Source organism: Sphingobium sp. RC1 (genome assembly GCF_059738765.1).
On the sequence record NZ_AP027306.1, the window covers coordinates 727,699 to 750,751 of the forward strand.

Consider the following 23,053-nt stretch of genomic DNA (forward strand, 5'->3'; position numbering starts at 1 on the left):
ATATGGAAAATATCGGCGTCCTTATCATCAATCTGGGTACGCCCGACGCACCGGACGCGGCGTCCGTGCGGCGATATCTGGGTGAGTTTCTGTCCGACCCACGCGTGGTGGAAATCCCCCAGCTTCTGTGGCAGCCGATATTGCGCGGTCCAATCCTTCTTACGCGCCCGGCCAAGTCTGCGAAGGCTTACCGGGAAGTGTGGATGGACAAGGGGTCGCCGCTTGCCGTTTATACTTGTGAAACTGCTGCCGCACTCCAGCAAATTACCGGGCCGGAGGTTAGGGTGGATTGGGCCATGCGCTATGGATCACCGTCCATCGTCGAACGGCTGAATGCGATGATCGCGGCGGGATGCGACCGCGTCCTGCTGGCTCCGCTTTACCCGCAATATTGCGCGGCGACGACGGCCACCGCTCTGGACGCCTGCTATGCCACTTTGGCTGGCCTACGAGCCCAGCCAGCCATCCGCACATTGCCCCCATATTTTGCGGAAGCAGCCTATATCGAGGCGCTGCGTAGTTCGACCGAAAGCCAACTGGCTGAACTGGACTTCAAACCGGACCTGCTCGTGGCCAGCTTTCATGGAATGCCTGAGCGAACGCGCGATTTGGGCGATCCCTATTATGATCAGTGCCGTGCCACTGCTAATCTGCTGCAGGAAGCGCTTGGCAGGGACGTGAGACTGTCGTTCCAATCACGATTCGGAAGAGCGAAATGGCTCGGTCCAGCAACGGATGAGACGTTGCGGGAGCTTCCCGGGCAGGGCGTTCGATCCGTTGCTGTGCTTACCCCCGGTTTTTCGGCCGATTGTCTGGAGACGTTGGAGGAAATCGCTATCCGGGGGCAGGAGGAATTCCTGGCGGCTGGAGGCCAGGCGTTCGCCCATTTGCGCTGTTTGAATGCATCGCCAGAAGCTATGGTACTGTACCGCGAACTGATCGGTCGCGAACTGGCCGGTTGGGTTCAGGAAGCGTTTCGTCCAATTCAACATGGGAGGTGATATGGACAGGGTTGCGATCGTAACGGGCGGAACACGCGGAATCGGGGAAGCGATTAGTCTCGCGCTCAAGCAACTGGGTTGCAAAGTCGCGGCCAATTATGCCGGAAACGATGAAAAGGCGCGGGACTTCACAGAAAGGACAGGTATCCAAGCCTTCCGCTGGGATGTGGGAGATCATCAGGCTTGTCTCGACGGTTGTGCAGCCGTCGCCGAAAGGCTGGGTCCCGTCGATATCGTGGTCAATAACGCAGGCATCACCCGCGACGGCGTGCTCGCCAAGATGAACTTCGACGACTGGAATGAGGTGATGCGCATCAACCTTGGCGGTTGTTTCAACATGGCCAAGGCGACCTTCGGGGGCATGCGTGAAAGAGCTTGGGGGCGGATCGTCAATATCGGCTCCATCAACGGTCAGGCTGGCCAATACGGCCAAGTCAACTATGCTGCTGCAAAGTCCGGTATCCACGGCTTTACCAAGGCGCTGGCGCAGGAAGGGGCGAAGTTCGGTGTTACTGTCAACGCGATCGCGCCGGGCTATATCGACACCGACATGGTGGCCGCAGTGCCTGCTCCGGTTCTGGAGAAGATCGTCGCCAAGATCCCGGTCGGCCGCCTTGGTCAAGCCGAAGAGATCGCGCGCGGCGTAGCCTTTTTGTGCAGCGAAGAGGCGGGCTTCGTCACGGGGAGCACGATGTCGATCAACGGCGGACAGCATATGTATTGATGGCGCAGGGCGACCACAGTGAAGGCGCAGTGCCGTCAGCCGGGTCGCCCTTCTCGCCTCCCGTCAAGCGAAGCGTGACGATCGCGGGACACCAGACTGCCATCAGTCTTGAACCCATATTCTGGCAGGCTCTCCGCGCGGCCGCTGCGCGAGAGAGTTTGCCTCTCAATGCCTTGATCGCGCAGATCGATCTTGCGCGACTGGCGGCTCCAAGCCCGCCTAATTTGGCCAGCGCCATACGCTGCTGGCTCTTCGCTAATGCGCTGCCCGGCGATAATAATTATTCGCAATAGCGTTGACTCTGCGAACAATTCGCAATAGCTGGCCCCGGACGATTAGTGAGAAAAGGGGTTTTCGTTCGATGTCCAGCAGTTCCAAATCGATCCCGTCCTTCCTGGCGCTTGGCTGCGTGAGCGCAATTGCCTTTGCTTCGGCCGCCCACGCGCAAGACGGTGCACCGGCGCCCAAGCTTGGCGGGATGACTGTGACGGACACCGCAATCGATGCCTCGGAGATCAAGGTCGAACGCGCGGGGTCGCCCAAATATGTGCGCCCATTGCTGGACACGCCGCAGACGATCACGGTGATCAACAAGGAAACGATCCAGCAGCAGAATCTGCTCACCTTGCGTGACGTGCTATCGACCGTGCCAGGCATCACCTTCGGTGCTGGCGAGGGCGGTTTTGGTTATGGCGACCGCATCATCCTGCGCGGTCAGGACGCGAAGAACGACGTTACCGTCGATGGCGTGCGATCGGGCGCATTCCTGAACCGCAACGAAGTCTATAATATCGAGCAGGTCGAAGTTACCAACGGAGCGAACTCCGTGATGAACGGCGGCGGTTCGGTTGCGGGTACGATTAACCTTGTGACCAAGCGGCCACTGGCGGATGACCAGACGATCCTGAACGCGGGGATCGGCACCGACAATTATTACCGTGCGACGGTGGATGCGAACAAGCGCATCAACGACCTGATCGCCGTGCGCATCAACGCGGTGTATCATGAAAATGACGTGCCCGGCCGGGACGTCGAAAATTACAAGCGCTGGGGCATCGCACCTGCGATCACGATCGGCATCGACAGTCCGACCAGCCTGACGTTGCAATATGAGCATCTGGATGACGATGCGATGCCGCAATATGGAATTCGGTATTTCCCGGCGCTGGGCGGCATAGCGGATGGCTTTGATCGTTCGGGCTATTACGGTTTCGCCAATCTGGACAAGCAGGATAGCAAGACTGACACGTTGCAGGCGATCTTCAGCCATCAATTCAGCGACACGGTCAAGTTCCGCAACCTGACGCGTTATGAGAATATTCGCCAGAACACCGTGACGAGTCAGCCCAACGGCGTATTCTGTCTGGATAATGGCACCGCCGGCGGCTTCAATCCGGATGCGGCCGACGGATCTTGCACAACCACCATCTATACTAGCCAAGTCGGCGAGACTCTGACGATCCCGGTAGGCTATTACCTGCCGACGGGCGGGCGGGGCAACCAACGCTTCATCCGCAATGAAACGGCCTACACCCAATTCGACGTCGGCGCGGATTTCGACACGGGCGGTGTCGAGCACAGTCTGGTCGTGGGCGCCTCAGCGTTGTGGGAGCGCTATAATCAGCGGCAGGGAAGCCTCGGGCGCACGGCCGATGGCTTTGACCCCTATTCCCCACCTTTCGCACTTCCTCGCGGTCAAACTACGGCCATCCCCAACACGCTGTACAACGCTGCAGCCAGCCTGGGCTTCTATAACCCGCTTGTGAGCATTGCCGATCCCAGCAGCACGATTATTGGTCCTGCGGCGACATCCGGTCTGGAGCGCTTCTACGGCAATAATGCCTATAATGGCCCGACGAACTTCATCCTGAGCACCCAGAACATTGGTCAGCAAACCAGCTACGCCGCATATCTGTTCGATGCCATGAAGGTCACGGACTGGTTCGAACTGAATGGTGGCCTGCGTTATGAAAAGGTCAAGGGCTGGAACCGCACCTTCAGCTATGAGGTGACCGGTCCTAACAGAGGTTTGTTGAGCATCCCCACCACCACGGGAGTTGCCAATCCAACTTATACGTCGATCGACGACAACCTCTTCTCCTACCGCATCGGTGCAGTGTTCAAGCCGACACCGAACTCCAGCATCTACTTGGCCTATGGTAACTCCAAACTGCCATCCAAGGCGTCTGTCGATGGTTCCTGCTCTACAAGAAACGCTGCTGGAGGCAGCGGTACCTGCAATGTGAAGCCCGAAAACACGAAGAATTACGAGATCGGCGCGAAGGTAGATCTGTTTGATGCGAAACTGCTGCTGACGGCTGCTCTTTTCCGCAACGACCGCAACCAGATCAAGGTGCTCTCTGGCGATCCACTGCTTCCTGATCAGGCATCTGACGGGCATCAGCGAGTTGAAGGCATCTCGCTGGGCGCTTCCGGCAACATCACGAGCAACTGGACGATCTCGGCGAACTACATGTATCTGAAGAGCAAGATTAAACAGGGCGTGTCCGACTACTGCCTTGCCCATCCGGGTGCAAACGATCCGGCTGCTGGCAACTGCGGAAACAGCGCCGCGTTCCCCGATCCAACTCGCGGCTATGCGCTCACCAACACGCCCAAGCATTCAGGCAGCTTGTTCACCACCTACCGCTTCGGCTTCGGTTTGGAACTGGGTTACGGCATAACCTACCAAGGTAAGTTCCTGCTGAACCAGCCGACGCTGGCGCAACTCGTGGCAGGCAACTATGTCGGCTATCATGTACCGAGCTACACCATCCATCGGTTCATGGCGAACTACCCGATCACCGAAAATCTGAAGGCGCAGCTTAACGTGCAGAACTTCACGAACGAGAAATATGTAACGACCGTTCGTAACAACGTCGGCAACAGCTGGGCGCAACCTGCGCCGACCCGATCCGCAGTGCTGAGCCTGAACTACACTTTCTAATGACCACCGTCCCCCGGCATCGTCCCTTGCCGGGGGAAAAGGCGGATGGCGATGCACTCCTCCTCGGATCGCCATCCGCCCGTTTTCTGAAGAAAGAAGAGGGGTGCGATTGATTCGCATTAGAACCGGCGTTATGTGCCTGTTCTCCGGGGAATCGCCGTGAAAGGGAAAGTGGCATGTTCGATGCAGCGGAACGGTTCATTGCAGATGATGCTGCATCCTCCGTTTCTCCGCTACATAGCCCGACACCATCTCCGAGCATCAAGCTGCCGGAGGTCCCGGCAACCAATGCTTCGCGCTATGGTGAACGACGCCAGATCAATTTACCCACAATCCTGCTCATCATCCTCATTCACGGTGTTTTGATCTTCGCGCTCATTCACGCCCGACAACATGTTCAGTATGTTCGCGAAGCCCGCCTGTCGGTCGTCAACTTGATGCCGCCCCCGCCGCCGCCAGCTGCGGAAACGCCTCCGCCTCCCCCATCTGCGCCCCCGGTAGTGGCGCCTCCGCCGCTGGTTCAAGTGCCAGTTCCGCCGGTGCCGATCGCTACCACGCCTGATCCTTCTCCAGTCCCGGTTCCTCCAACGCCTGTTGTAATCCGGGCGCCTGTGCTTGCCGCGCCGATGGTTCCTGCCTCGCCCAGTACCGTTCAGGGGGGCGACCTGGCGACGCAGATGGTGGCGGGCAAGCCGCCGCGCTACCCGATCGAAAGCCGTCGCAAGCGTGAGCAGGGAACTGTCATTCTATCCCTGACGCTGGGCGTTGACGGCGCTGTTGAAAGCCTGACTATTGCGCAGAGCAGCGGCTTTTCCCGTCTGGACGCCGCGGCGCGCGAAGCCGTGCGAAGCTGGCGGTGGAAGCCGATGATCCGGGACGGCCAGCCGGTGCGGGTTAAGGGCGTCGTTGAAATCCCCTTCGTGCTGCGCAGCGCGGACGCGTGAACAACAGGCGCTGACAGAGTTTTCAACATGCTGACCGTTATCCCCGATTTGCTCGATCCTGCCACTGTGCAGCGCGTCCGGACGCTCATCGACGCCGCGCAATGGATCGATGGTAATGTGACCTCCGGTCATCAGTCGGCACTTGCCAAGCGCAACATGCAGCTTCCCGAGGACGCGCCCGAGGCGCGGCAGGCGGGGCAAATCATTTTGGAAGCGTTGGGGCGCTCGCCGCTACTTATCGCTGCGGCACTCCCGCTCAAGATATTCCCGCCCCTGTTCAACAGTTATGAAGGCGGGCAAGCATTTGGGGTGCATGTGGATAACGCCGTCCGGGTGCAGGCAGGCACCGGGTTCAGGGTACGATCTGACCTCTCGATGACCATCTTCCTGGAAGACCCGCAAAGCTATGATGGCGGCGAATTGACCGTCGAGACAAATTTCGGCGTGCAGCGGGTGAAGCTACCGGCGGGGCATGCGGTTTTATACCCTTCCTCGTCGCTTCATCGCGTTGAGCCGGTGACGCGCGGGCGACGGATCGCCAGCTTTTTCTGGCTGCAGTCGATGGTTCGGGACGATGCTGCGCGTCAGATGATGTTCGACCTGGACAGCAGCATACAGGCTCTGGCCGTCGATCTTGGCCATGACAATGCCCAGGTGATCCGGTTGACGGGCGTCTATCACAATTTGCTGCGGCGATGGGCAGACGCTTGAAACGGCTGGCTGGCCTAATCGAACATCGAGGCTAGAGCAGGCGTTATATATTCCTTGGCGCCGTCTTCGATGCGGAGAATGAGGCGTGCGGCAACATCATGACGTGTCGCCAACGCCATGCCGCGTTCATGCCCCAAAATCGTGATTGTAGTCGCCCAGGCATCTGCCAGCATCGTGCTTTCGTGCAGGACTGTAACCGACGCGACATCATTGGCGATGGGTCTGCCAGTTGCCGGATCGATGCTGTGAGACAGGTGCGCGCCATCTTTGGTCTGGAAGCGCACATAATCGCCCGAAGTGGCTACAGACAGGCCGCACAAGGCGATGCGGAGGGTGGGCACTGCGAGACCCGGCGGCGCCTCTACATCAACCCACCAGGGCTGATGATCGGACTTGAGGCCATCGCCGCGCAATTCCCCGCCGATCTCGACCAGAAATTCGCGAGCGCCCAGATCGCGGAGAGCTTCTGAAACCGCATCGACTGCGAAACCCTTTGCTATGCCAGAAAAGTCCAGCTTCACGTCAGCAAGGCGACGGGCGCTCTGATCCGCGATCTCGACCATGGTCCAGGGTGCAGGATGCGCAGGCACCATTTCAGGGCCTGTTATGCCCGATGGGCCGAACCCCCAGCGTTCGATTATCTGTCCGATTGCCGGATCAAATGCGCCGCCGGATAGGCGAGCCATGTCCAACCCGGCTTTTAGCACCGTCATCATATCGGAGGGAAGCGTTGTCCAAGTCCCGATCGGCAGTGCATTGAAACGGCTGATGTCGGAATCGGCTTGCCAGTTGCTCATCTGCGCGATGATGCGAGCGAGTACGTCATCGATCGCGCGCGCGCAGCCGGGTGGAGCATCGACGATCCGGGCCGACCAGCTTGTGCCCATGGTCGGTCCGGAAAGCTCTGTAATGTATCCCGTTCCGCCCCGCTGAGCCGATGGGATCTGCGGGGGCGGCGTGTCGGGAATGGCGATGCGAAAGCCGGTCAGGGAGCCAATACTTCCAAGGTGGTGACATAGGATGCGCGGCGTGGTGCCGGAGCGGCAGGCGACGCCGCCTGAGCGCCTTCGCCACCTTCACGATTTCCGCCGACCGTGGCGTTCAGCCAGTACATGCCAGGCTGCGGCCAGCTGATCGAAACTTTTCCGTCCTTGCCGGTGACCAGATCCTGCTGGCCCAACGTGTCGCGATAGCGGATACCGCCGGGGATCACCGTTACCTTGAGGTCCGTGGCGGGCTTTCCATCGAGGAGGAACTGGAAGGTTGCCGCTTCGCCTGCCACCAGGTCGTTCGGATGGGTGACGGGCACCAGTTCGATGCCAACGCCGGTCGGCTTGAATATGGTGGTGGTAGGCGCGCCCAGTGTCAGGAAAATCTCGTTTCGGTTGGTGGCCTCGACCGTCTGGACGTTGGTGGCTCCGGCCGGGATCGCTTCGGCCAGCTTCTCCTTGGTCGTGCCGCGAGGCAGGCGCTTTACCTCGCCGTTGAGGGTGTAGCTGCCCATGATTCCGGTCGAGACGCTGGCGACGCGGTATGTGCCGGGCTGTGTCAGGTGGACATCGAAGGTGGAGCGATACTTGCCGGTGGCGGCGTTTTCGATTTTGCTAGCCGATCCGTCGGGCTGCGTCACTGCAACGGCGTCGGTACGCATCGGCATATGTTCGAAGTAGAAGAGGTCGTTTGAGACCGCCGCGTCAACGGTGACCCAGCTGTCCGTTCCGGACAGGGTGGTCGAGGACGGGAGCATCCACTGGCGGTGGGCCTGGGCAGCGCTGGTGGTCATAAGCGCGGCGAGGGTTGCTGCGATCAGATATTTGGCTTTCATGACAGTCCCCTTATTTGCTGACACTGAGGCTGACCTGCCCCAATTCATTGTTGCCCTTGGCGCGGACCACGGTGCCTGGCTTTGCTGGCCAGCTGAAAGGCAGGCGGAGCAGTTCGCGGCCGCCGACTTCGCGCGCGGCTTCCACCACTAACGTGTAGTTGCCGGGTGAGAGTTGGCCGAGCGGGCCTTTGCCTGGCGTGAAGGCGACCTTCTGGTCACCGGGAGCGCGGGTTGCTCCCGTGATGCCGTCGGCGGGGACTTTCAGCGAACGTCCGGAGACGCGCCACCATTGGCGCAGGTCGCGGAGCCATTTGGTGCCTTCGCCCTTTGCCTTGTCGACATCATACCAGATCGACAGGGTGCGGGGGGTGGCGCCTTCCTTTTCCAGCCAGATGGCGACGTAGGGGCGGTGATATTCCGCGACGGAGAGGCGCGGGATGGCGACGTTGACGTTCAGCGTCTGGGCGGTGGCGGGGATTGCGGCTGCGCCGAAGGCGGCGCTGCTGCCGAGGATGAGTTTGTAGCGGATTTGCATTGGCTGCTGGTCCCCTGAATTAATGAAGGAAAAGGAGAATTAAAACGGTTGGGATGATGAGGCCTGCCCCGACGATGGGCCAGGTGCTGGGGCGCTTGGCGGCGTGGAGCTGGAGGAGGAGGAGGCCGGTCATTGCGAAAACGAAACAAGCGACGGCGAAGATGTCGATGAACCATTTCCAGACGGTGCCGGTGTTCCGACCCTTGTGGAGGTCGTTCAAATAGCTGATCCAGCCGCGGCTGGTGCTTTCGCTCGTCACCGCGCCGCTTTGCCGGTCGATCGAGACCCAGCCGTCGCCGCCGGGGCGGGGGAGGGCGAGGTAAATTTCGTCGGCGGACCATTCCGCCTCGCCTGCTGCGCGAGCGCCGATTTCCTTTTCGACCCAGGTGGCGATGGGCGCGGGGAGCGGTTTCTTGCTGTCGGGGCGATTGTCGGGGGCGACTTGTTTCAGGAGCGGCGCGGGGAGGGTCGCGGACTTTTCGACGGTCTGCGGCGAGGCTTCGACATCGGCGGCGTGGTTGAGGGTGATGCCGGTGAAGGCGAAGAGCAGGAGGCCGATGAGGCTGATCGCGGAACTGATCCAGTGCCAGCTGTGCAGCTGCTTCAGCCAGAAGGTCTTCTTCTTTTTCTTGGGCTGGAGGCGGGCAGGGGCGTGCATTGGGAGGGTCGGTCCTGATGATGAGGTGGACCGGATAACGCGAACGACTCGCAATTGCAAACATGGAGACGGGAGAAATTGTATTAAAGTGTATGGGTTGGTGTGTTCCGGAGAGGGTGCGCGTCGCCGCACGAGATCCCAGCTTTCGCTGGGATGACGGGTCGGGAAGGGGATGATCCTGGAGACGAAGGCTTCAGATTTACCGTCCCAATAGCCCCCTTGCTTGCCCCGCTATTTCCGCGAGCATTGCTACATTGGGTGCCGCAGCTGCCTTGGCGCGGTGGACGAGGGCGCGGAATTGGGTGATGCGGGGGTGTTTTTCGGTGAGCCAGGCATCGACATGGGCGAGGATGTCCTTGCCGTTGGACTTACCGCCCTGCTCCAGGAAGTCGAGACGGACCTGCTGCATGTCGCGGGCGACGCCGGAGATGAGCAGCCTTTCCCACGGGTCGCTGGGGGCCATGCGGGCGGCGGTTGACTGCACCCAATCGATGCCGACCGTTTCACCGAGATGGGTGAAGGCGCGGGTGAGGGCGACTTCATCGACCTTTAGTCGCCCGGCAAGCGCGGCGATGCCGACGGCGCCGTCGAGCTTGAACAGACCGGCGGTGCGGCGCACGAGATTCTCTGGGGCGCCCAGCGCGAGGAGGCGGTCGATGACGGCATTGGTGCGGCGCAGAGCTTCGCTGGTGAGGAGGTCGTCGACATTGCGCGCGAGCTTTTCGACGCCACTGGCAAGCAGGGCGTGACCGGCACCGGGCAGCGTTCCGGTGGGGAGGCTGCGCAAAATGTCGGCAATCTGTATCCGCACGCCATTGGCGACGTCGGCGAACAGGGCGAGGCGCGCCGTTTCCGACATGGCGGCGGCGTCAATGTCGGCCCAGAGGGTGCCGATGTCGTACAGCCGCTCGGCAATCAGGAACGCGCTGGCCAGATCGGCGAGCGAGCAGCCTTCCTCTTCGGCGAGTTCGAAGGGGTGGATGAGGCCGAGGCGATTGACGATACGGTTTGCGACCTTGGTCGCGACGATTTCCTTTGCAAGAGCGTGGGCGGCAATGGCGTCCGCCTCCTTCTTTTCCATGGCGGGCGGGAAGGCCGCAGCGAGTTCCGGACCCATGCTGGGGTCGAAGGCAAGTTGCCCCTGTTCGATGGCATCCTGTAGCGCGAGTTTGGCCGTGGAGAGCAGGACCGCCAGTTCGGGACGGGTTAGGCCAAAGCCATCCTGTCCGCGCCGCAGCAGCATGTCATTGGCGGCAAGCCCCTCCACCTGCCGGTCGAGCCGCCCGCTTTCCTCGAAGGTTTCGATGAGGCGGACATAGCTGGCGAGGTCGGCCGTTCCACCGGATTCGGCGATGGACAGGCCCAGCACCTGAAGGCGGTTATCCTCCAGCACGATGTCGGCCACGGCATCGGTCATGCTTTCCAACAGCTTGTTGCGCGCGTCGAAGGCCAGACGGCCTTCCGCCATTTCCTGATTGAGCGCGATCTTGATGTTCACTTCATTGTCCGAACAATCGACGCCCGCCGAATTGTCGATGAAGTCAGTGTTGATGCGGCCGCCGCGAAGCGAGAAGGCGATGCGCGCGGCCTGGGTGACGCCGAGATTGGCGCCTTCGCCCACGACCTTGACGCGCAGATCCTCCGCATTGACGCGCAGGCGGTCATTGGCGGGATCGCCCACATCGCCATGGCTTTGGGCGGCGGCCTTCACATAGGTGCCGATGCCGCCGAACCACAGGAGGTCGGCAGGACTTTTGAGGATGGCGCTGACGAGAGCCGCCGGTTCCATTTCCGTTTCGGTGACGCCCAGCATCGCCTGAACCTGAGCGCTGAGGGGGATGCTTTTCAATGTGCGGGGAAATACGCCGCCGCCTTTTGAGATCAGCGACTTGTCATAATCGTCCCAGCTGGACCGGGGCAGTTGAAACAGGCGGTCGCGTTCCTTCCAGCTCTTCGCCGGATCAGGATCGGGATCGAGGAAGATGTGGCGGTGGTCGAAGGCGGCGAGCAGCCGGATCGATTTGGACAGCAGCATGCCGTTGCCGAACACGTCGCCCGACATGTCGCCGCAGCCGACGACACTGACCGGCTCGTTTTGCACATCGACGCCCATTTCGGCAAAGTGCCGCCGCACGCTGATCCACGCGCCGCGCGCGGTGATGCCCATCGCCTTATGATCATAGCCATGCGAGCCGCCGCTGGCGAAGGCATCGCCCAGCCAGAAGTCGTGATCCAGCGCGATGGCGTTGGCGACGTCGCTGAAGGTAGCCGTGCCCTTGTCCGCCGCGACCACGAAATAGGGATCGTCGCCGTCGTGAATGACGGTTTGCGCGGGATGGCGGACCTTGCCCTTCACGATATTGTCAGTGACCGACAGCAGCGCGCGGATGAAGATGCGATAGCTTTCGGTGCCCTCCGCCATCCATGCGTCGCGATCGACCTGCGGGCTGGGAAGCTGCTTTGGATAGAAACCGCCCTTCGCGCCGGTGGGGACGATCACGGCATTCTTGACCCGCTGCGCCTTCATGAGGCCGAGGATTTCGGTGCGGAAATCGTCGCGCCGGTCGGACCAGCGCAGGCCGCCGCGTGCGATCGGCCCCGCACGCAGGTGGATGCCCTCGACGCGGGGGGAGTAGACCCAGATTTCGCGCCAGGGGAGCGGTGCGGGGAGGCCGGGGACCTGCGCGCTGTCGAGTTTGAAGGCGAGCGCTTCGGCGGCGGCATTGCTGAAGAAATTGGTGCGCAATGTCGCCGTGATGACGGCGCGCAGCAGGCGTAGCACCCGGTCCTCGTCGATCGCGCTGACCTTTTCGAGGCCCGCATTGATGGCGGCCTGCGCCTGTTCAGCGCGGGCCGGGCCGTCCTTTGCGGCGGGGTCGTGCAGTGCCTCGAACAGGGTGATGAGCTGGCGAGCAATCTCCTGTTCCCGGCGCAGTGTTTCGGCGAAGGTCGCCATGCCATAGGCCATGCCGGTCTGACGCAGATAGCGGAACAGCGCACGGAACAGCACAACGGCGCGGGGCGCGAGCCCTGCTGTCACGATCAGTTCGTTGAACCGGTCATTTTCGGCGCGGCCTTCCAGCACCTGCGCGACCGCTTCGGTCACTATGGCGGCGCGGGCGACGACTGCCTCGCCACTGCCGCCCGTGGGGAGTTCAAGGACGAAGCGCTGCACATGCCCTTGTGCGCCGCCATCGACCGCCGTCGTCATTTCGTCGATGACGCGGAAACCGAAATTCTCGAACGCCGGGACGACTTCGGACAGGGCGATCACATCGTGGCTGTAGAGCTTCAGACGCAGCTGTTCGGGCGTGTCTTCGCCATTGCGGTAGATGCGGATCGATTTGTCGCCGGGGCCGCCCAGGCCGTGGAGCAAGCGGATGTCGATCGCTGCTTCGGCCGGACCAGCGCCGTTGCGATAGGCCATGGGAAAGCCGGGCGCATAGCGTTGGGCAAGCGCGGCGGCGCGGCCGGGCTCTTCGGTTTCGGCAAGCGCTTCTTCGACGGCGGGAAGCCAGCCGCGCACCATTTGCTTCAACTGGCGGTCGAGTGGCACCTCGTCAGGCACCACGCCGCCATCACGCAGGTCGAGCGTGATGCGCAGCAGGGCAAGGCCGCTTTCTTCCAGCGCGATCGACCAGCTGAGCACGGGGGCATGGGCCGCTTGCGAGAGCATGTCCTGCACGGCCAGGCGGCGGGCGGTGGTCAGTTCGTCGCGCGGCAGCCAGGCGAAGGCGTAGAGGTGGCGGGGGAGGGCGCTGGTGCCGAGCGCCAGCTTCGGACGCGGCCGGTCGGTCAGCGACATGAAGGTGAGCGCGAGCCGTTCCAGCGTTTCATGATCGAAGCCGATCAATATGTCGTGCGGCAGGGCGGTGAGCGCGTGAACGAGCACTTTGCCCGCATGGCCGCCGGGATCGAAGCCGAACTTGTCCATCAGCGCGGAAAGGGCGGAACGGAGCAGCGGCACCTTGTCTGGACTGGCCGACAACGCTGCGCTGGTCCACATGCCCGCGTGGATCGAGAGGGCGACCAGCTTTTTCCCCTCCCGCACCGGCACGATGATGAGGTCGAGCAGGACGGCGCGATGGACGCGCGAGAGCTTGTTCGATTTGATGATGAGCGGGTTGCGCTTGCCCTCTTCAAACCAGGTGAAGGCCGCTTCGAGCGAGGCGGGCGCGAGGAGCGGCGTGTCATCCAGCGTGCAGATTCCCAGCTGGTCTTCTGCCCTGCCGTTGCGAAGGCGGCGTTCGTGGCCCGTTTGCGTGAAGTGGCGCGCGAGGAACCAGCGAAGGAGGGCGGCCCCTTCACCGTCGGGGATGGCGTCCGCGTCCCGGCTCATGGCGTCGCGCATCTTCGGCCAGTCGGTAACGGCGGCACGGACATCGGTGAGCGTCTGGCGCAGCGATTTTTCCAGCGCGCGGCGACCCTTTGCATCGGCGCGATCCGCCTCGATATAGATCATGGATTCGCGGCGGGCGCCGGGAGCTTCGTCGTCCAGAATGGCGGTCAGCTTGCCCGCGTCGCTGCGGTCGATCGAGAGGACCGGGTGGAGCAGGCGGTAGATGGTGACGTCATGCGATGCCAGCGCATTGGCGATCGAATCCACCAGGAAGGGCATGTCGTCATTGACGATGGCGATCCGCATGTAGCGGCCGGTCGCGCCTTCGCCGAGCGTTTCGATGGAAATAGCGAGCTGGCCCGATTTGCGGACGTCGGCGGTGCGGCCGAGGAAGGCGGCTGCGGCGGCCGCTGCCTCATGATCGAAATCCTCGCTTTCCCCCGGTAGTGCGCCCCTTTCCAGCGCTGCCTCAAGCGCCTTGCGGATCGATGCGTTTACTCGGCCGGTCTTCGGCTCGGACAATGCCGTCATGCGTAACCTCTTCCCGCTGCGGCTGTATGCCGCTTTGCCTGAACGGAGACGACGCTGGAACGTTGCCACACGACTCCCCGGCTCGCCTTGTTATGCGCTAGCGCCGGGGGAGGCTCAATTGGAGAAATGGAATAAAGTTACTGGCCGTCGAAATAAAATGAGCGTTGTCGTTCGCTTAGGCGGCGGCTGCGACGATCACCCGCTGACCAAGGTCCGATCCATCGGGAAGGGCGCCGACTATCGCCAGAGTGCCGTCCGCTTCCCGCCGGGCGATGACGATGGCGAGGCCGTCTCCGTCGGTCGAAATGGCGACGGGGTCAATGGGCGCGGCGGCCTTCATCGCGGCGCGCGCGGTCTGGCCAGGGTCGGGGCGAGGGGGCAGGAGCGAGCGGCGCTGGGCGCGCTCGTCTCGGATCAGCGCCTTGAGGCCACCGGGATATTCGCCGAGATAGTCGCCAAGCGCGCCGAGGCCGAGCCCCGCGCTCTTCGCATGTTCCAGCGCGGTCGCATATTCGGTGATGCGCGTCTTGTCATAGGTGGAGCCGAAGACCAGCTTCACCACGGCGGTGAGGGGGCTGCGCGCCTGGGGCTTGATGCCGGCGTCGGCCAGCATCTCGGCATAATCTTCCGGTGACGCCTCGCTCATCAGGGCGAAGTCGTAGGCGAGGCCGATGGCGTGGTAGAGCGCGTTGTGGGTGCGGGCTTCGCTGGTGCGGGCCTGTTCCGCGCCGTCGCGGGCGAGGGTGAGCCAGTCGGCAAGCGGCGCATCCTCGGCCGGGCTTTCCATGCCGGAGAGGTCGAGCGTGTCGTCATCTTCGCCCGCCGCGGGACCATCAGCCCAGATCGGTGCGACCGCGTGCGGAGCGGCGCTGCTGCGAAGGGCGGCATCGACTTCACGGCCCAGCTCGTCGGCGACGGCCTGGCTCGCCAGTTCCTTCCAGCTAATGACGCCGAACACGAAATCGATCGTCTCGCCATCGGAGGAGAAGGGCATGAGGATGCCGCGATAGAGGATTTCCGACCCGCGCTGGTTGAGGAAGCCCGCTTCGAAACCGATCGGCGCGGCGTTGGCGATGATCTGTAGATAATGGTCCGTCAGGCGCGACAGCAGCGAGCGGGACGGGACATCGTTGATGAACTGGATGGCGCCGGTGACGTCGCACTCACGGCGCAGCGCGGTGCCGAGATACACGACCGCCGGATTGTCGAGCCCGGTGCTGAAATCCAGGAGGACGCTGTTGGGGCCGAAATCCTCCAGATGATCGGGCGAAAGATCCTCGATCGACGGAAGCGTGCGGTCGCCCAGCAGAGACGCCCAGTAATTATAGGCGCGCACCTGCATGCGTCGCTCGTCGGAGCCTACGCTGGACGGCGGCTCCATCGCGTCGTGATCGGCATAGTCGAAATCATCCTGTTCATTGGAGATTTCCTGCCCCCGCAGAGTGTCCATCCGGTCGGTCCTAATCCAGAAGAAAAGCTTTCCTGAGACTCGACACTGCCATGGGATGGTAAACATGCCGTGAAGAAGCGGGGCGCCTGACGAAACGCCCTTGCCCCATGCCCCGGAAGAGATGGTGCACGAAGATGCATTGCCCGCTTGTCCTGCGCACCAACCGCTGTTATCTGGCCCACCCAGCGCCGCTTTAGCTCAGTTGGTAGAGCACATCATTCGTAATGATGGGGTCACGTGTTCGAGTCACGTAAGCGGCACCATTCATCCAATACACCCTTGTAATTAGACATAAAAATTCGCGCATGGCGTTGGAATGGCGCACTTCTGCGCGCTTTCGGGGCCTGAATAGTAATCCGTGGGCCGCAGAGACGCTTTTCGGTTGCCAGGAAACACGAAAAAGGCCCCGCGTCTCACGGGGCCTTTTCGAGTGGCACACGATTTTGAAAGAAGCTCAGAGGCCGAGCGCCTCACGTTGCCCCTTCCAGTCCAAGGGAATGCGGGCATGTCTCATCAATCGACGGGTCGTGAGCATCGGCGGCTGCTTGCCTTCGAGAATAGCGCCGACGATGTCGGGCGCGAGGAAAGCGAGGCGCGCGATGCGTTCGTCCTCACGGTCGGCAGGCCGTGAGGCATCCTTACCGGAGAACACTCTCTGCCGCGCGGCCTCAGCTTTGCGAAGCAGAGCGATGAGATCTAGATCAATTTGAGGCTCCGCCGGCCTCTCTGAACCAACCACCAACTTAAGCGTAAGTCCACGGCGCACCGGCTTGGCCATGATAGGGATGGCAATCCGATCACCTTCGTCGCGTCTAAGCTTCTCACTATCGAGAACCGCGATGAGCTTGTCCTGGCTGATGGAGGCATCAATTCGAACCGGGTGGACGGTCATCGCCAGCCCAAGCGTCAGCAGCTGGTGCCGGACGTCGGTCTTGCTCCCGCCCTGCAATGTCGATGCAAGGCTCTTCGCTCGGTCGAAGCGACGCTGAAGCACAAGAGCGTCCACGCTGGGCAAAGCCATGATGGCGCGCTGATCGGTAAGGAAATGTGCGATGGCTTCCAGCACGCCTTGTTCCAGCTCTTTGGCGTTCAGCCGCAGAGCAGGGGTATCGCCCGTTACACCATCGACCACGGAAGCCGTGCCCGAGACATAATAGCGATAGCGCTTCTTGTTCCTGACCGCATGGCTGGGTGTCAGAGGGCGCTTCACATGATCACGGATCATGCCGGTCAGCAAGCTGCTGTGCTGACTATGGCCTCTTCCACTACGGTCACCAAGCGCGGCGGAGCGCTTGGCCTGCACGGCGTCCCAAAGTGCCTGGTCGATGATCGGCGGATGCTGACCATCATAGATTTGACCACGATGGCGTACCTTGCCGATATAGATAGGGTTGCCCAGCAGATGGTGCAGCGGTCCGCGAACAAAGGGGCAGCCGCCTCGTTCCGCACCCTCTCGCATTGTCCGGGGCTTGCTGACGATGCCGGCCGCCTTCAGTTCCTTCAGCAACATCGCCGTCGAGGGAACGGCAAGGTATCCGATATACCTATGTGCCGGAAAGCCTGCTGATCCTGTTCCAGCAGCTGCAGACCCTCTATCGGAGCACGCTGGGTCTCGAAATCTATGCTGTGCTCGCACAAGGGGCGAACGAATATTATGACGACCCGCTGCTCCATATATCCAGGGCGCAAAATCACATCTCGCTGAACAGCCTAGGTTTGCCGTTCGCGCAGATCGCGCTGATCGAGGGAGCCGCGCGCAAGGCCATCCGTGCCGGTGAGCACCCGCCCATGGAAATTTACATGGATAGCGACTTGTTCCATTCGCTCATGTTCAAGAATTACGAGCGGAAGGACCATTGGCCGTCGGCACCCTACAAGCCGAAAATGACCTCGGAGCCGGGCAGCTATTACTACGCGATGTGTGAGGATCTCATGTCGTGCCTGAGCCAGCCGTAAACCGATGCATCAGGGTCCGCTTCCGTCGATCTGTCGCCTCAAAGTTGCAAGTCCGCTTTCGGCCAAATCTTGGACATCCAAAATGGGAAAGCGGACCAGCCGCACCTCGGAATGGAATTTCGGGGGCTGAACGGCCGGGAAGGGTCGGTTCCTACACGTGCCAAACGCCGCGTCGTGGGACGAAGCCGTCGCTCCCGAGTTCCCTGCCGAGCGTCCGGTATCGCCAAGAGCAGACGCTCAGCCGTCGTCTGCTCGCGCGCGCACAGCGTCAGCGAATGAGCCGGGAAGATACTGTCCGGTTCGGGGTACCGGCAAGAACGAAGCTGACATTGCAGCAGAAAAAACACTCATTTATCAGCGGCTGCGATTCGTAACCCTCCGGACATCGGAACGGTTCGTATTGCTTCTAATCGTTCAGTCACTTAGCTTCAGGTGCGATATCGCGGGGGTGGCGCACGTTCTAATGAGTAATTTGCTTAGCGACTTGGAGTCCAAGCCTCAAAGGGAAACGGCAGGGCCGGATGTGGCATCCCGGTTCGATTACCAGAAGAACTGGGCCTTTTGCCAGATGATGCGGAAACACATCGCCGACGAAAGCTATCTCATCGCATTTGAGTACCACGACGACGTTCTCTTTCTGTCGCCAGCCGATCACCCGACCAGCGCCGAGTTCTTTCAGGTGAAGACCTCGTCAGCATCAAAGGCCCGGACGCTGAGCAGCATCACAACTCGTCCAAAGGGAAATGCATCCATCGTTGGCAAGATGTTTTCCAACTTTGACGGTCTTTGCTCATCTCACGACGTGCGGGTTGTGCTTGTATCCAACAACGCTTTCGAGTTCGCGGACAAGGAGCTTTGCGCCAAGCACCTCGATGAAAAGCTTCACAAAAGGCTGCTCGACAAGCTGACGGACGAGATTCCCGGTTTCGACGAGAAGCGCCTTGAGAAACTTCACTTCCTTGTCACAGGCGTGAGTCTGGAAGCCATGCAGAGCTTCCTTGAAGGTGAGGCAATGGAGCTTTTCTGCCACAAGTTTGGCGAAGACCATGGCCTGAACATCCGCACCTGGATCAGGCTGATTCAGGGCGAGATTACTCGGCGCAACAATCATCCATCTGACAAGATTACGACCACGGATGAGTTGATCAAGAAGAAGTGCATCGGTCCGGCCCTCGTTGAGGGAACCATGAACCACATGCATGCAAAGACGCGGCAAACTTTGGATGTTACGACAATATCGAATTATCTCACCGCCGCTGGTTGGCCCATGACCGATCTCATTCGCTTTCAGAAGAAGCTCCCAGAGGCCTCAACCGATTACTACAATCCGTTGAATGGAGAGGTCAAAGATATAGCGGATAAGATGCGGATCATTGTCACTGATGAGAATGATTCTCCAGTAGATTTGAATATTTACCTGGATAAATGTGTCGATATGGCAATGAATGACGATGGTATTGGAAGTATTTACAAGAAACCAGACTACCTGCGCGCGCTGGGGGCGTTGGTCTACTATGATGAAATCTGATTTTAAGAAACTAATACGCAATCTAAGAAAAGGCAGTTACAGTGAAAAGCCTCGTATTCAGGGAGTTGTGGATTCTGTCGAAGGCAGAGAAGGCGGGGGTCAACCTCAGCCTCGGCCCGAACGTGAATCTCCTGATCGGGGAGAATGATGTCGGTAAATCTACGCTCATCAAATCAATCTACCATTGCCTCGGCGCGGATACGCCGCAGATCAACAACACCGTCTGGAAAAAGGCGAGCCCGATTTATTGCGTGAAGTTCGAAGTCGCTGGGAAGGCCTATCATGTCGTCCGTGATGAAAAATACTTCGGTGTCTTTGATGCCGATAAGCGGTTCATATCGCGCCATGTGAACATCGGTGGTGCGAACGGCATCGCCAAGTTCATGAACAAGCTGCTGGGCTTTAACATTGAGCTTGAGCGCCAAGCCGACGGAAAGCTCGGCATCGCCGGCCCGGCCTTCTATTTCCTTCCCTTCTACGTTGATCAGGATGAAGGGTGGTCAACAAGCTGGTCCTCTTTTGTCGGACTGAAGCAGTTCAGCAGCTACCGCAAACTGATGCTGGATTATCACCTGGGTGTTCGGCCGCAGAGCTTTTACGATGCCAAGAAGCGCGAAATTGAGCTTCATGAGCAGCTCAATGGCATCCAAAGCGAACGTCTCTCAATGCAGGCCGCACGAAACTCGGTTGAGAAGCGAAAAGTCCGAACACAGGTTGACCTCGATCCAGCCGCATTCCGGGCGGAACTGGAAGCAGTCGTTGATCAGTACAACTGCATCTACGCCCAGCAGCAGGGCGTACTTTCTCGCCTGAAAGAAATCAGGAATCAACGCAATGCGGTGGATACGGAGCTTGATGTCTTGCGGAAGGCCATCAGCGAACTTGAGGCAGATTACCGATATTCAGAGTCTCCAGAAACCCCGGATGTTGTCGGATGTCCGACCTGTGGCACGGAGTTCTGCAACTCGTTTGTTGAGCGCTTTGGTATCCTTGATGACATTGACCACTGCCATGCCCTTGTGGACCAGTGGCTGAAGAAACGCAGCGACATCACGGTTCAGCTCCAGCAGGTGGAAGACGAATACAAGCAGGTTTCATCTCAACTTCAGGAAGTCGAGGCCACCCTCGCGCGCACGAAGGAGAATGTGACCCTTTCGGAGCTTATCGCCTCCGAAGGCATGAAAGAAATGATCAGCACGCTGAACACCGACATTCAGGAAATGCTGAGCCGGGAAGAAGGCATCAACAATCAGCTTTTGGAAAATGCCGAAGGTCTCAAGGTCGATAGCACCCGAAAGAAGGAGATCGTTACTTGGTACAAGGCTCGGATGAAAGAGTATCTCAATGCCCTCAACGTGGGTGTGCTCAGCGAGGACGATTACAATTCACTTGATAGGCAGATCAAAAACAATGCGCTGGGCAGCGATCTGCCGCGCGCACTGCTGGCGCAATATTTTGCCTTTCTCAGCACGATGAATCAGTTCAACTCCTTCGTGCTTTGTCCAATGCTGATCGACTCGCCGTTCCAGCAAGAGCAGGACCCTACCAACCGTAAGGCAATTCTGGATTTCATCGTTTCGAAGAAGCTCGCTGATCAGCAGATGATCTTGGCAACCGTGTCCGTCGATGAATTTGACGATAACATTGGATTGATAAATGCCACTCGACACGAACTGGATGATAAGCTGTCTGTTCTCAGTAAAGGTAGCTTTGATTCAGTTTCGGCCGAGATCGAACAAATGCACAACGAAACTTTGGCTTCGTAAACGGAATAACTGGAATCCTTGTTGGCAATGTATAAAAATGCTGTGATGTCCGCTTTCGAGAAGGCACCAGCGACTCGTCCATGGCTCAGATTAGGGCGCGTTGCTGATCTTCTGCTTTGCCCACGGCGATCGGCAGCTTACGGCTATAGCAGACGTTTAATGCCTCCTATCTGAACGACCGGGTGTGGTCGGAAGCTTCCGCATGCCGGAACGTCAGCATCTAGTTGAGCGGGCCTGTCATGACACATGGAAAGTGCGATAACGCCCACTATGTTCGTTCGGAGGTTCTGCTTGTTACATCGAGGCCCATCAAACTTTATCGCACTCTCCGGCCCTTAAGCTTTCTTCGGCTGCGTGCGATACTGTGGCTTGAGGGCATATTTCAAGCAAAGCCACGGTCACCTGATAGGTCCTCCAGTGATTTGAAGCTACTGATCAAGATTTTTCCGGAACGACTCTCGCGGCTTGATGCCGTCGCTGGTCCAAGCGATGAGGTCATTGAAGCTTTTGCTCATCTGTTCCTTCGTGAAGCCGCAATGCGCAGCACCGTAAAAGCCCTTGAAGGTTTCCGCGGCCGGCACCAGCGTCTTGGCCGCAGGTGCCGTGAAGGAGAGGGTCAGAGTCGGCCAAGTCTGCTGCGCGAGCGCTTTTAGGTTGCCCGCCCGCTCGACGCGGCTGCGTAAACGATCTTCATGTTCATAGGCCACCAGCGGATCGTAGGCATTGTGAACCGTGAGCAGCTTCGTGCGCTGGTTTCCGGTCGTACTATAGTCCCGTATCAGCTTGGCACGCGCGGCGGGATCGGCTTCGTAACGCTGAACCCCTTCATTCAGTGCGGCGTTTTCCGCGTCACTGAGCAAGGATGATTGGTAAACAACGTCACGGTTGCCGATAGGAAGGCCGCCAACGACCTGTCTGGCGTCATCGATACTAGCGATCGCAAGGATCAGCCCACTACTGAGAGTGGCGAAATCGGCCTTGTTCCGCATGCTAGGTGCCGCGCTCATCGTGCGTGCGATGATCTGCGCCGCTGGACCCTTCGGGTCGGATACAGCGTCGTTCTGCAATTTGCGGAGGTTGAGGAAGAACGCGACCGGGTTGATGCCGTTGATGCCGGTCGTCACGTCCTTCGATCCGGGAAGCTCATAGGGTGTGCGGCGGCTGAAGTAATTATAGAGATTGCGAACGTCCGCAACGTGCTGAAGCGTGTAGGTCCAGTCGCTGACGGGGCCGCACATGGCCATTGCGCCGTCAAATTCCTTCGGGTGAAGCTGAGACGCCAGCGCGGTGATGCTGCCGCCCATTGATCCGCCAGTGAGGAAGACCTTTTTCGCGCCTATCTTTCGCAACAGCCGTTCCAATGCGACGTTACGCACGATGCCGGACGCGACGGCGAACCCCAGCTTGTCGTACGCGGTGTGACCCACGGCATAGCCTTGCGCGTAAGCGGTGCCGAGCAGTCCGTGCGCGGGATCGTCAACAACAGGATCGGCTGACACCGTGTCTGCCTTGCCTGTCCGAGGGGGAGTGTAGCCGTGTGCGAACAGCACCGCCTGCTTGTTCCAGTTCGGGGGGATCCGCAACGCGAACATGCGCCCGTTCAGCTCGGCATTGACCTGGCTTCCTCCGTCCGCCGTCTCTACGACTTTCAGCCTCTTTACCTCGGGTGCGGCTTGAAATCGGGCGCGCATAGAGGATGCGTCGCCAAGCTGCCGGGCGATGACGGGAGCCGCAGCCATGACCAGGGCGAAGCCCGCGGCCAGTGCCGAGGTCGCTGCGCGATTACAAAAATGCCTCATAGGCAGGAGCCCGAGTAATTTGCGAGTTGGGACGACAACGCCCCGAAACGCTTGATCAGCTTCCACACGCCATTTTCTCCTTCAATGCCTCGCGACTAGCGCGCTCCCACGGCGAGCCGTGACAAATTATCTTCTATATACCGTAATTACGAATGAAAGTTCCATGTCAGTCAATCGCAGGTTGGTCTCTGACGCGGGAGGATCCCTTTCATCTCGAACCGTTCTGGCCCTGAAAACTGCGAAAAATAAATGTACTTCAGAGGATGATCGGAGAGGGGTGTGCTAACCCTGTGGCGCTTGAGGCCTAGCGTTGCCATCTGAAGAGATTTTTTCACAGAA

Annotated in this window: 17 protein-coding genes and 1 tRNA gene; 10 read left to right on the forward strand and 8 right to left on the reverse strand. The window is 59.9% G+C overall.

Translation table 11 applies throughout. From position 1 onward, the window contains the following. Positions 1-2: 2 nt before the first annotated feature. The 6 genes from hemH to AC6JBC_RS03685 all read left to right on the forward strand — a co-directional run bounded on the left by hemH (position 3) and on the right by AC6JBC_RS03685 (position 6,327). Positions 3-1,001 (forward strand): ferrochelatase, encoded by a 999-nt coding sequence (hemH, locus tag AC6JBC_RS03660; protein WP_498025993.1) that lies wholly within the window; start codon positions 3-5, stop codon positions 999-1,001. A 1-nt stretch (position 1,002) separates the two neighbouring features. After that, complete coding sequence (gene phbB, locus AC6JBC_RS03665) at positions 1,003-1,725, forward strand: acetoacetyl-CoA reductase (RefSeq protein WP_498025445.1); 723 nt, start codon at positions 1,003-1,005, stop codon at positions 1,723-1,725. Continuing rightward, positions 1,725-2,018, forward strand: coding sequence for a ribbon-helix-helix domain-containing protein (locus tag AC6JBC_RS03670; RefSeq protein WP_464787347.1), 294 nt, complete (start codon positions 1,725-1,727; stop codon positions 2,016-2,018). Before phbB ends, AC6JBC_RS03670 begins: the two co-directional genes overlap by 1 nt. A 68-nt stretch (positions 2,019-2,086) precedes the next feature. Next, positions 2,087-4,672 carry a TonB-dependent receptor gene (locus AC6JBC_RS03675; RefSeq protein WP_498025447.1) on the forward strand — a complete coding sequence of 862 codons (2,586 nt, stop codon included), beginning with the start codon at positions 2,087-2,089 and terminating at the stop codon, positions 4,670-4,672. Positions 4,673-4,848: 176 nt separating this feature from the next. Then, the gene (locus tag AC6JBC_RS03680) at positions 4,849-5,616 is read left to right on the forward strand and encodes an energy transducer TonB (RefSeq protein ID WP_498025449.1); all 768 of its coding nucleotides are present in this window, start codon (positions 4,849-4,851) and stop codon (positions 5,614-5,616) included. 27 nt (positions 5,617-5,643) lie between these two features. Continuing rightward, positions 5,644-6,327, forward strand: coding sequence for a Fe2+-dependent dioxygenase (locus tag AC6JBC_RS03685; RefSeq protein ID WP_498025450.1), 684 nt, complete (start codon positions 5,644-5,646; stop codon positions 6,325-6,327). A gap of 14 nt (positions 6,328-6,341) precedes the next feature. On the opposite strand, the gene AC6JBC_RS03690 is transcribed toward AC6JBC_RS03685, so the two are convergent. The 6 genes from AC6JBC_RS03690 to AC6JBC_RS03715 all read right to left on the reverse strand — a co-directional run bounded on the left by AC6JBC_RS03690 (position 6,342) and on the right by AC6JBC_RS03715 (position 15,665). After that, the gene (locus tag AC6JBC_RS03690; RefSeq protein WP_498025451.1) at positions 6,342-7,214 is read right to left on the reverse strand and encodes an FAD:protein FMN transferase; all 873 of its coding nucleotides are present in this window, start codon (positions 7,212-7,214) and stop codon (positions 6,342-6,344) included. A 98-nt stretch (positions 7,215-7,312) separates the two neighbouring features. Then, a complete protein-coding gene (locus tag AC6JBC_RS03695) occupies positions 7,313-8,152 on the reverse strand; it encodes a DUF4198 domain-containing protein (RefSeq protein ID WP_498025452.1) in 840 nt (279 codons plus the stop codon). 10 nt (positions 8,153-8,162) lie between these two features. Continuing rightward, positions 8,163-8,687 (reverse strand): DUF2271 domain-containing protein, encoded by a 525-nt coding sequence (locus AC6JBC_RS03700; RefSeq protein WP_498025454.1) that lies wholly within the window; start codon positions 8,685-8,687, stop codon positions 8,163-8,165. 19 nt (positions 8,688-8,706) lie between these two features. Next, positions 8,707-9,345, reverse strand: coding sequence for a PepSY-associated TM helix domain-containing protein (locus AC6JBC_RS03705; protein ID WP_498025455.1), 639 nt, complete (start codon positions 9,343-9,345; stop codon positions 8,707-8,709). Between the two features lie 199 nt (positions 9,346-9,544). After that, positions 9,545-14,215 (reverse strand): NAD-glutamate dehydrogenase, encoded by a 4,671-nt coding sequence (locus AC6JBC_RS03710; protein ID WP_498025456.1) that lies wholly within the window; start codon positions 14,213-14,215, stop codon positions 9,545-9,547. Between the two features lie 175 nt (positions 14,216-14,390). Then, the gene (locus AC6JBC_RS03715; RefSeq protein ID WP_498025457.1) at positions 14,391-15,665 is read right to left on the reverse strand and encodes a PAS domain-containing protein; all 1,275 of its coding nucleotides are present in this window, start codon (positions 15,663-15,665) and stop codon (positions 14,391-14,393) included. Between the two features lie 187 nt (positions 15,666-15,852). On the opposite strand from AC6JBC_RS03715, the gene AC6JBC_RS03720 reads away from it, so the two are divergent. Continuing rightward, positions 15,853-15,928: transfer RNA gene (locus tag AC6JBC_RS03720), tRNA-Thr, on the forward strand. A 191-nt stretch (positions 15,929-16,119) separates the two neighbouring features. Here the strand turns inward: AC6JBC_RS03720 and AC6JBC_RS03725 are convergent. Beyond that, positions 16,120-17,175 carry a recombinase family protein gene (locus AC6JBC_RS03725; RefSeq protein ID WP_498025459.1) on the reverse strand — a complete coding sequence of 352 codons (1,056 nt, stop codon included), beginning with the start codon at positions 17,173-17,175 and terminating at the stop codon, positions 16,120-16,122. A gap of 38 nt (positions 17,176-17,213) precedes the next feature. On the opposite strand from AC6JBC_RS03725, the gene AC6JBC_RS03730 reads away from it, so the two are divergent. The 3 genes from AC6JBC_RS03730 (at position 17,214) to AC6JBC_RS03740 (ending at position 20,915) form a co-directional block, all read left to right on the forward strand. Further along, the gene (locus tag AC6JBC_RS03730) at positions 17,214-17,621 is read left to right on the forward strand and encodes a hypothetical protein (RefSeq protein WP_498025460.1); all 408 of its coding nucleotides are present in this window, start codon (positions 17,214-17,216) and stop codon (positions 17,619-17,621) included. Between the two features lie 157 nt (positions 17,622-17,778). Continuing rightward, positions 17,779-19,149: a dsDNA nuclease domain-containing protein gene (locus tag AC6JBC_RS03735; RefSeq protein WP_498025462.1), complete on the forward strand. Its 1,371-nt coding sequence runs from the start codon at positions 17,779-17,781 to the stop codon at positions 19,147-19,149. Positions 19,150-19,190: 41 nt separating this feature from the next. Beyond that, positions 19,191-20,915, forward strand: a complete 1,725-nt coding sequence (locus AC6JBC_RS03740; RefSeq protein ID WP_498025463.1) for an AAA family ATPase — start codon at positions 19,191-19,193, stop codon at positions 20,913-20,915. Between the two features lie 428 nt (positions 20,916-21,343). Here AC6JBC_RS03740 and AC6JBC_RS03745 read toward each other — a convergent pair whose 3' ends face one another. After that, positions 21,344-22,654 carry an alpha/beta hydrolase family protein gene (locus AC6JBC_RS03745; RefSeq protein WP_498025464.1) on the reverse strand — a complete coding sequence of 437 codons (1,311 nt, stop codon included), beginning with the start codon at positions 22,652-22,654 and terminating at the stop codon, positions 21,344-21,346. Positions 22,655-23,053 lie beyond the last annotated feature (399 nt).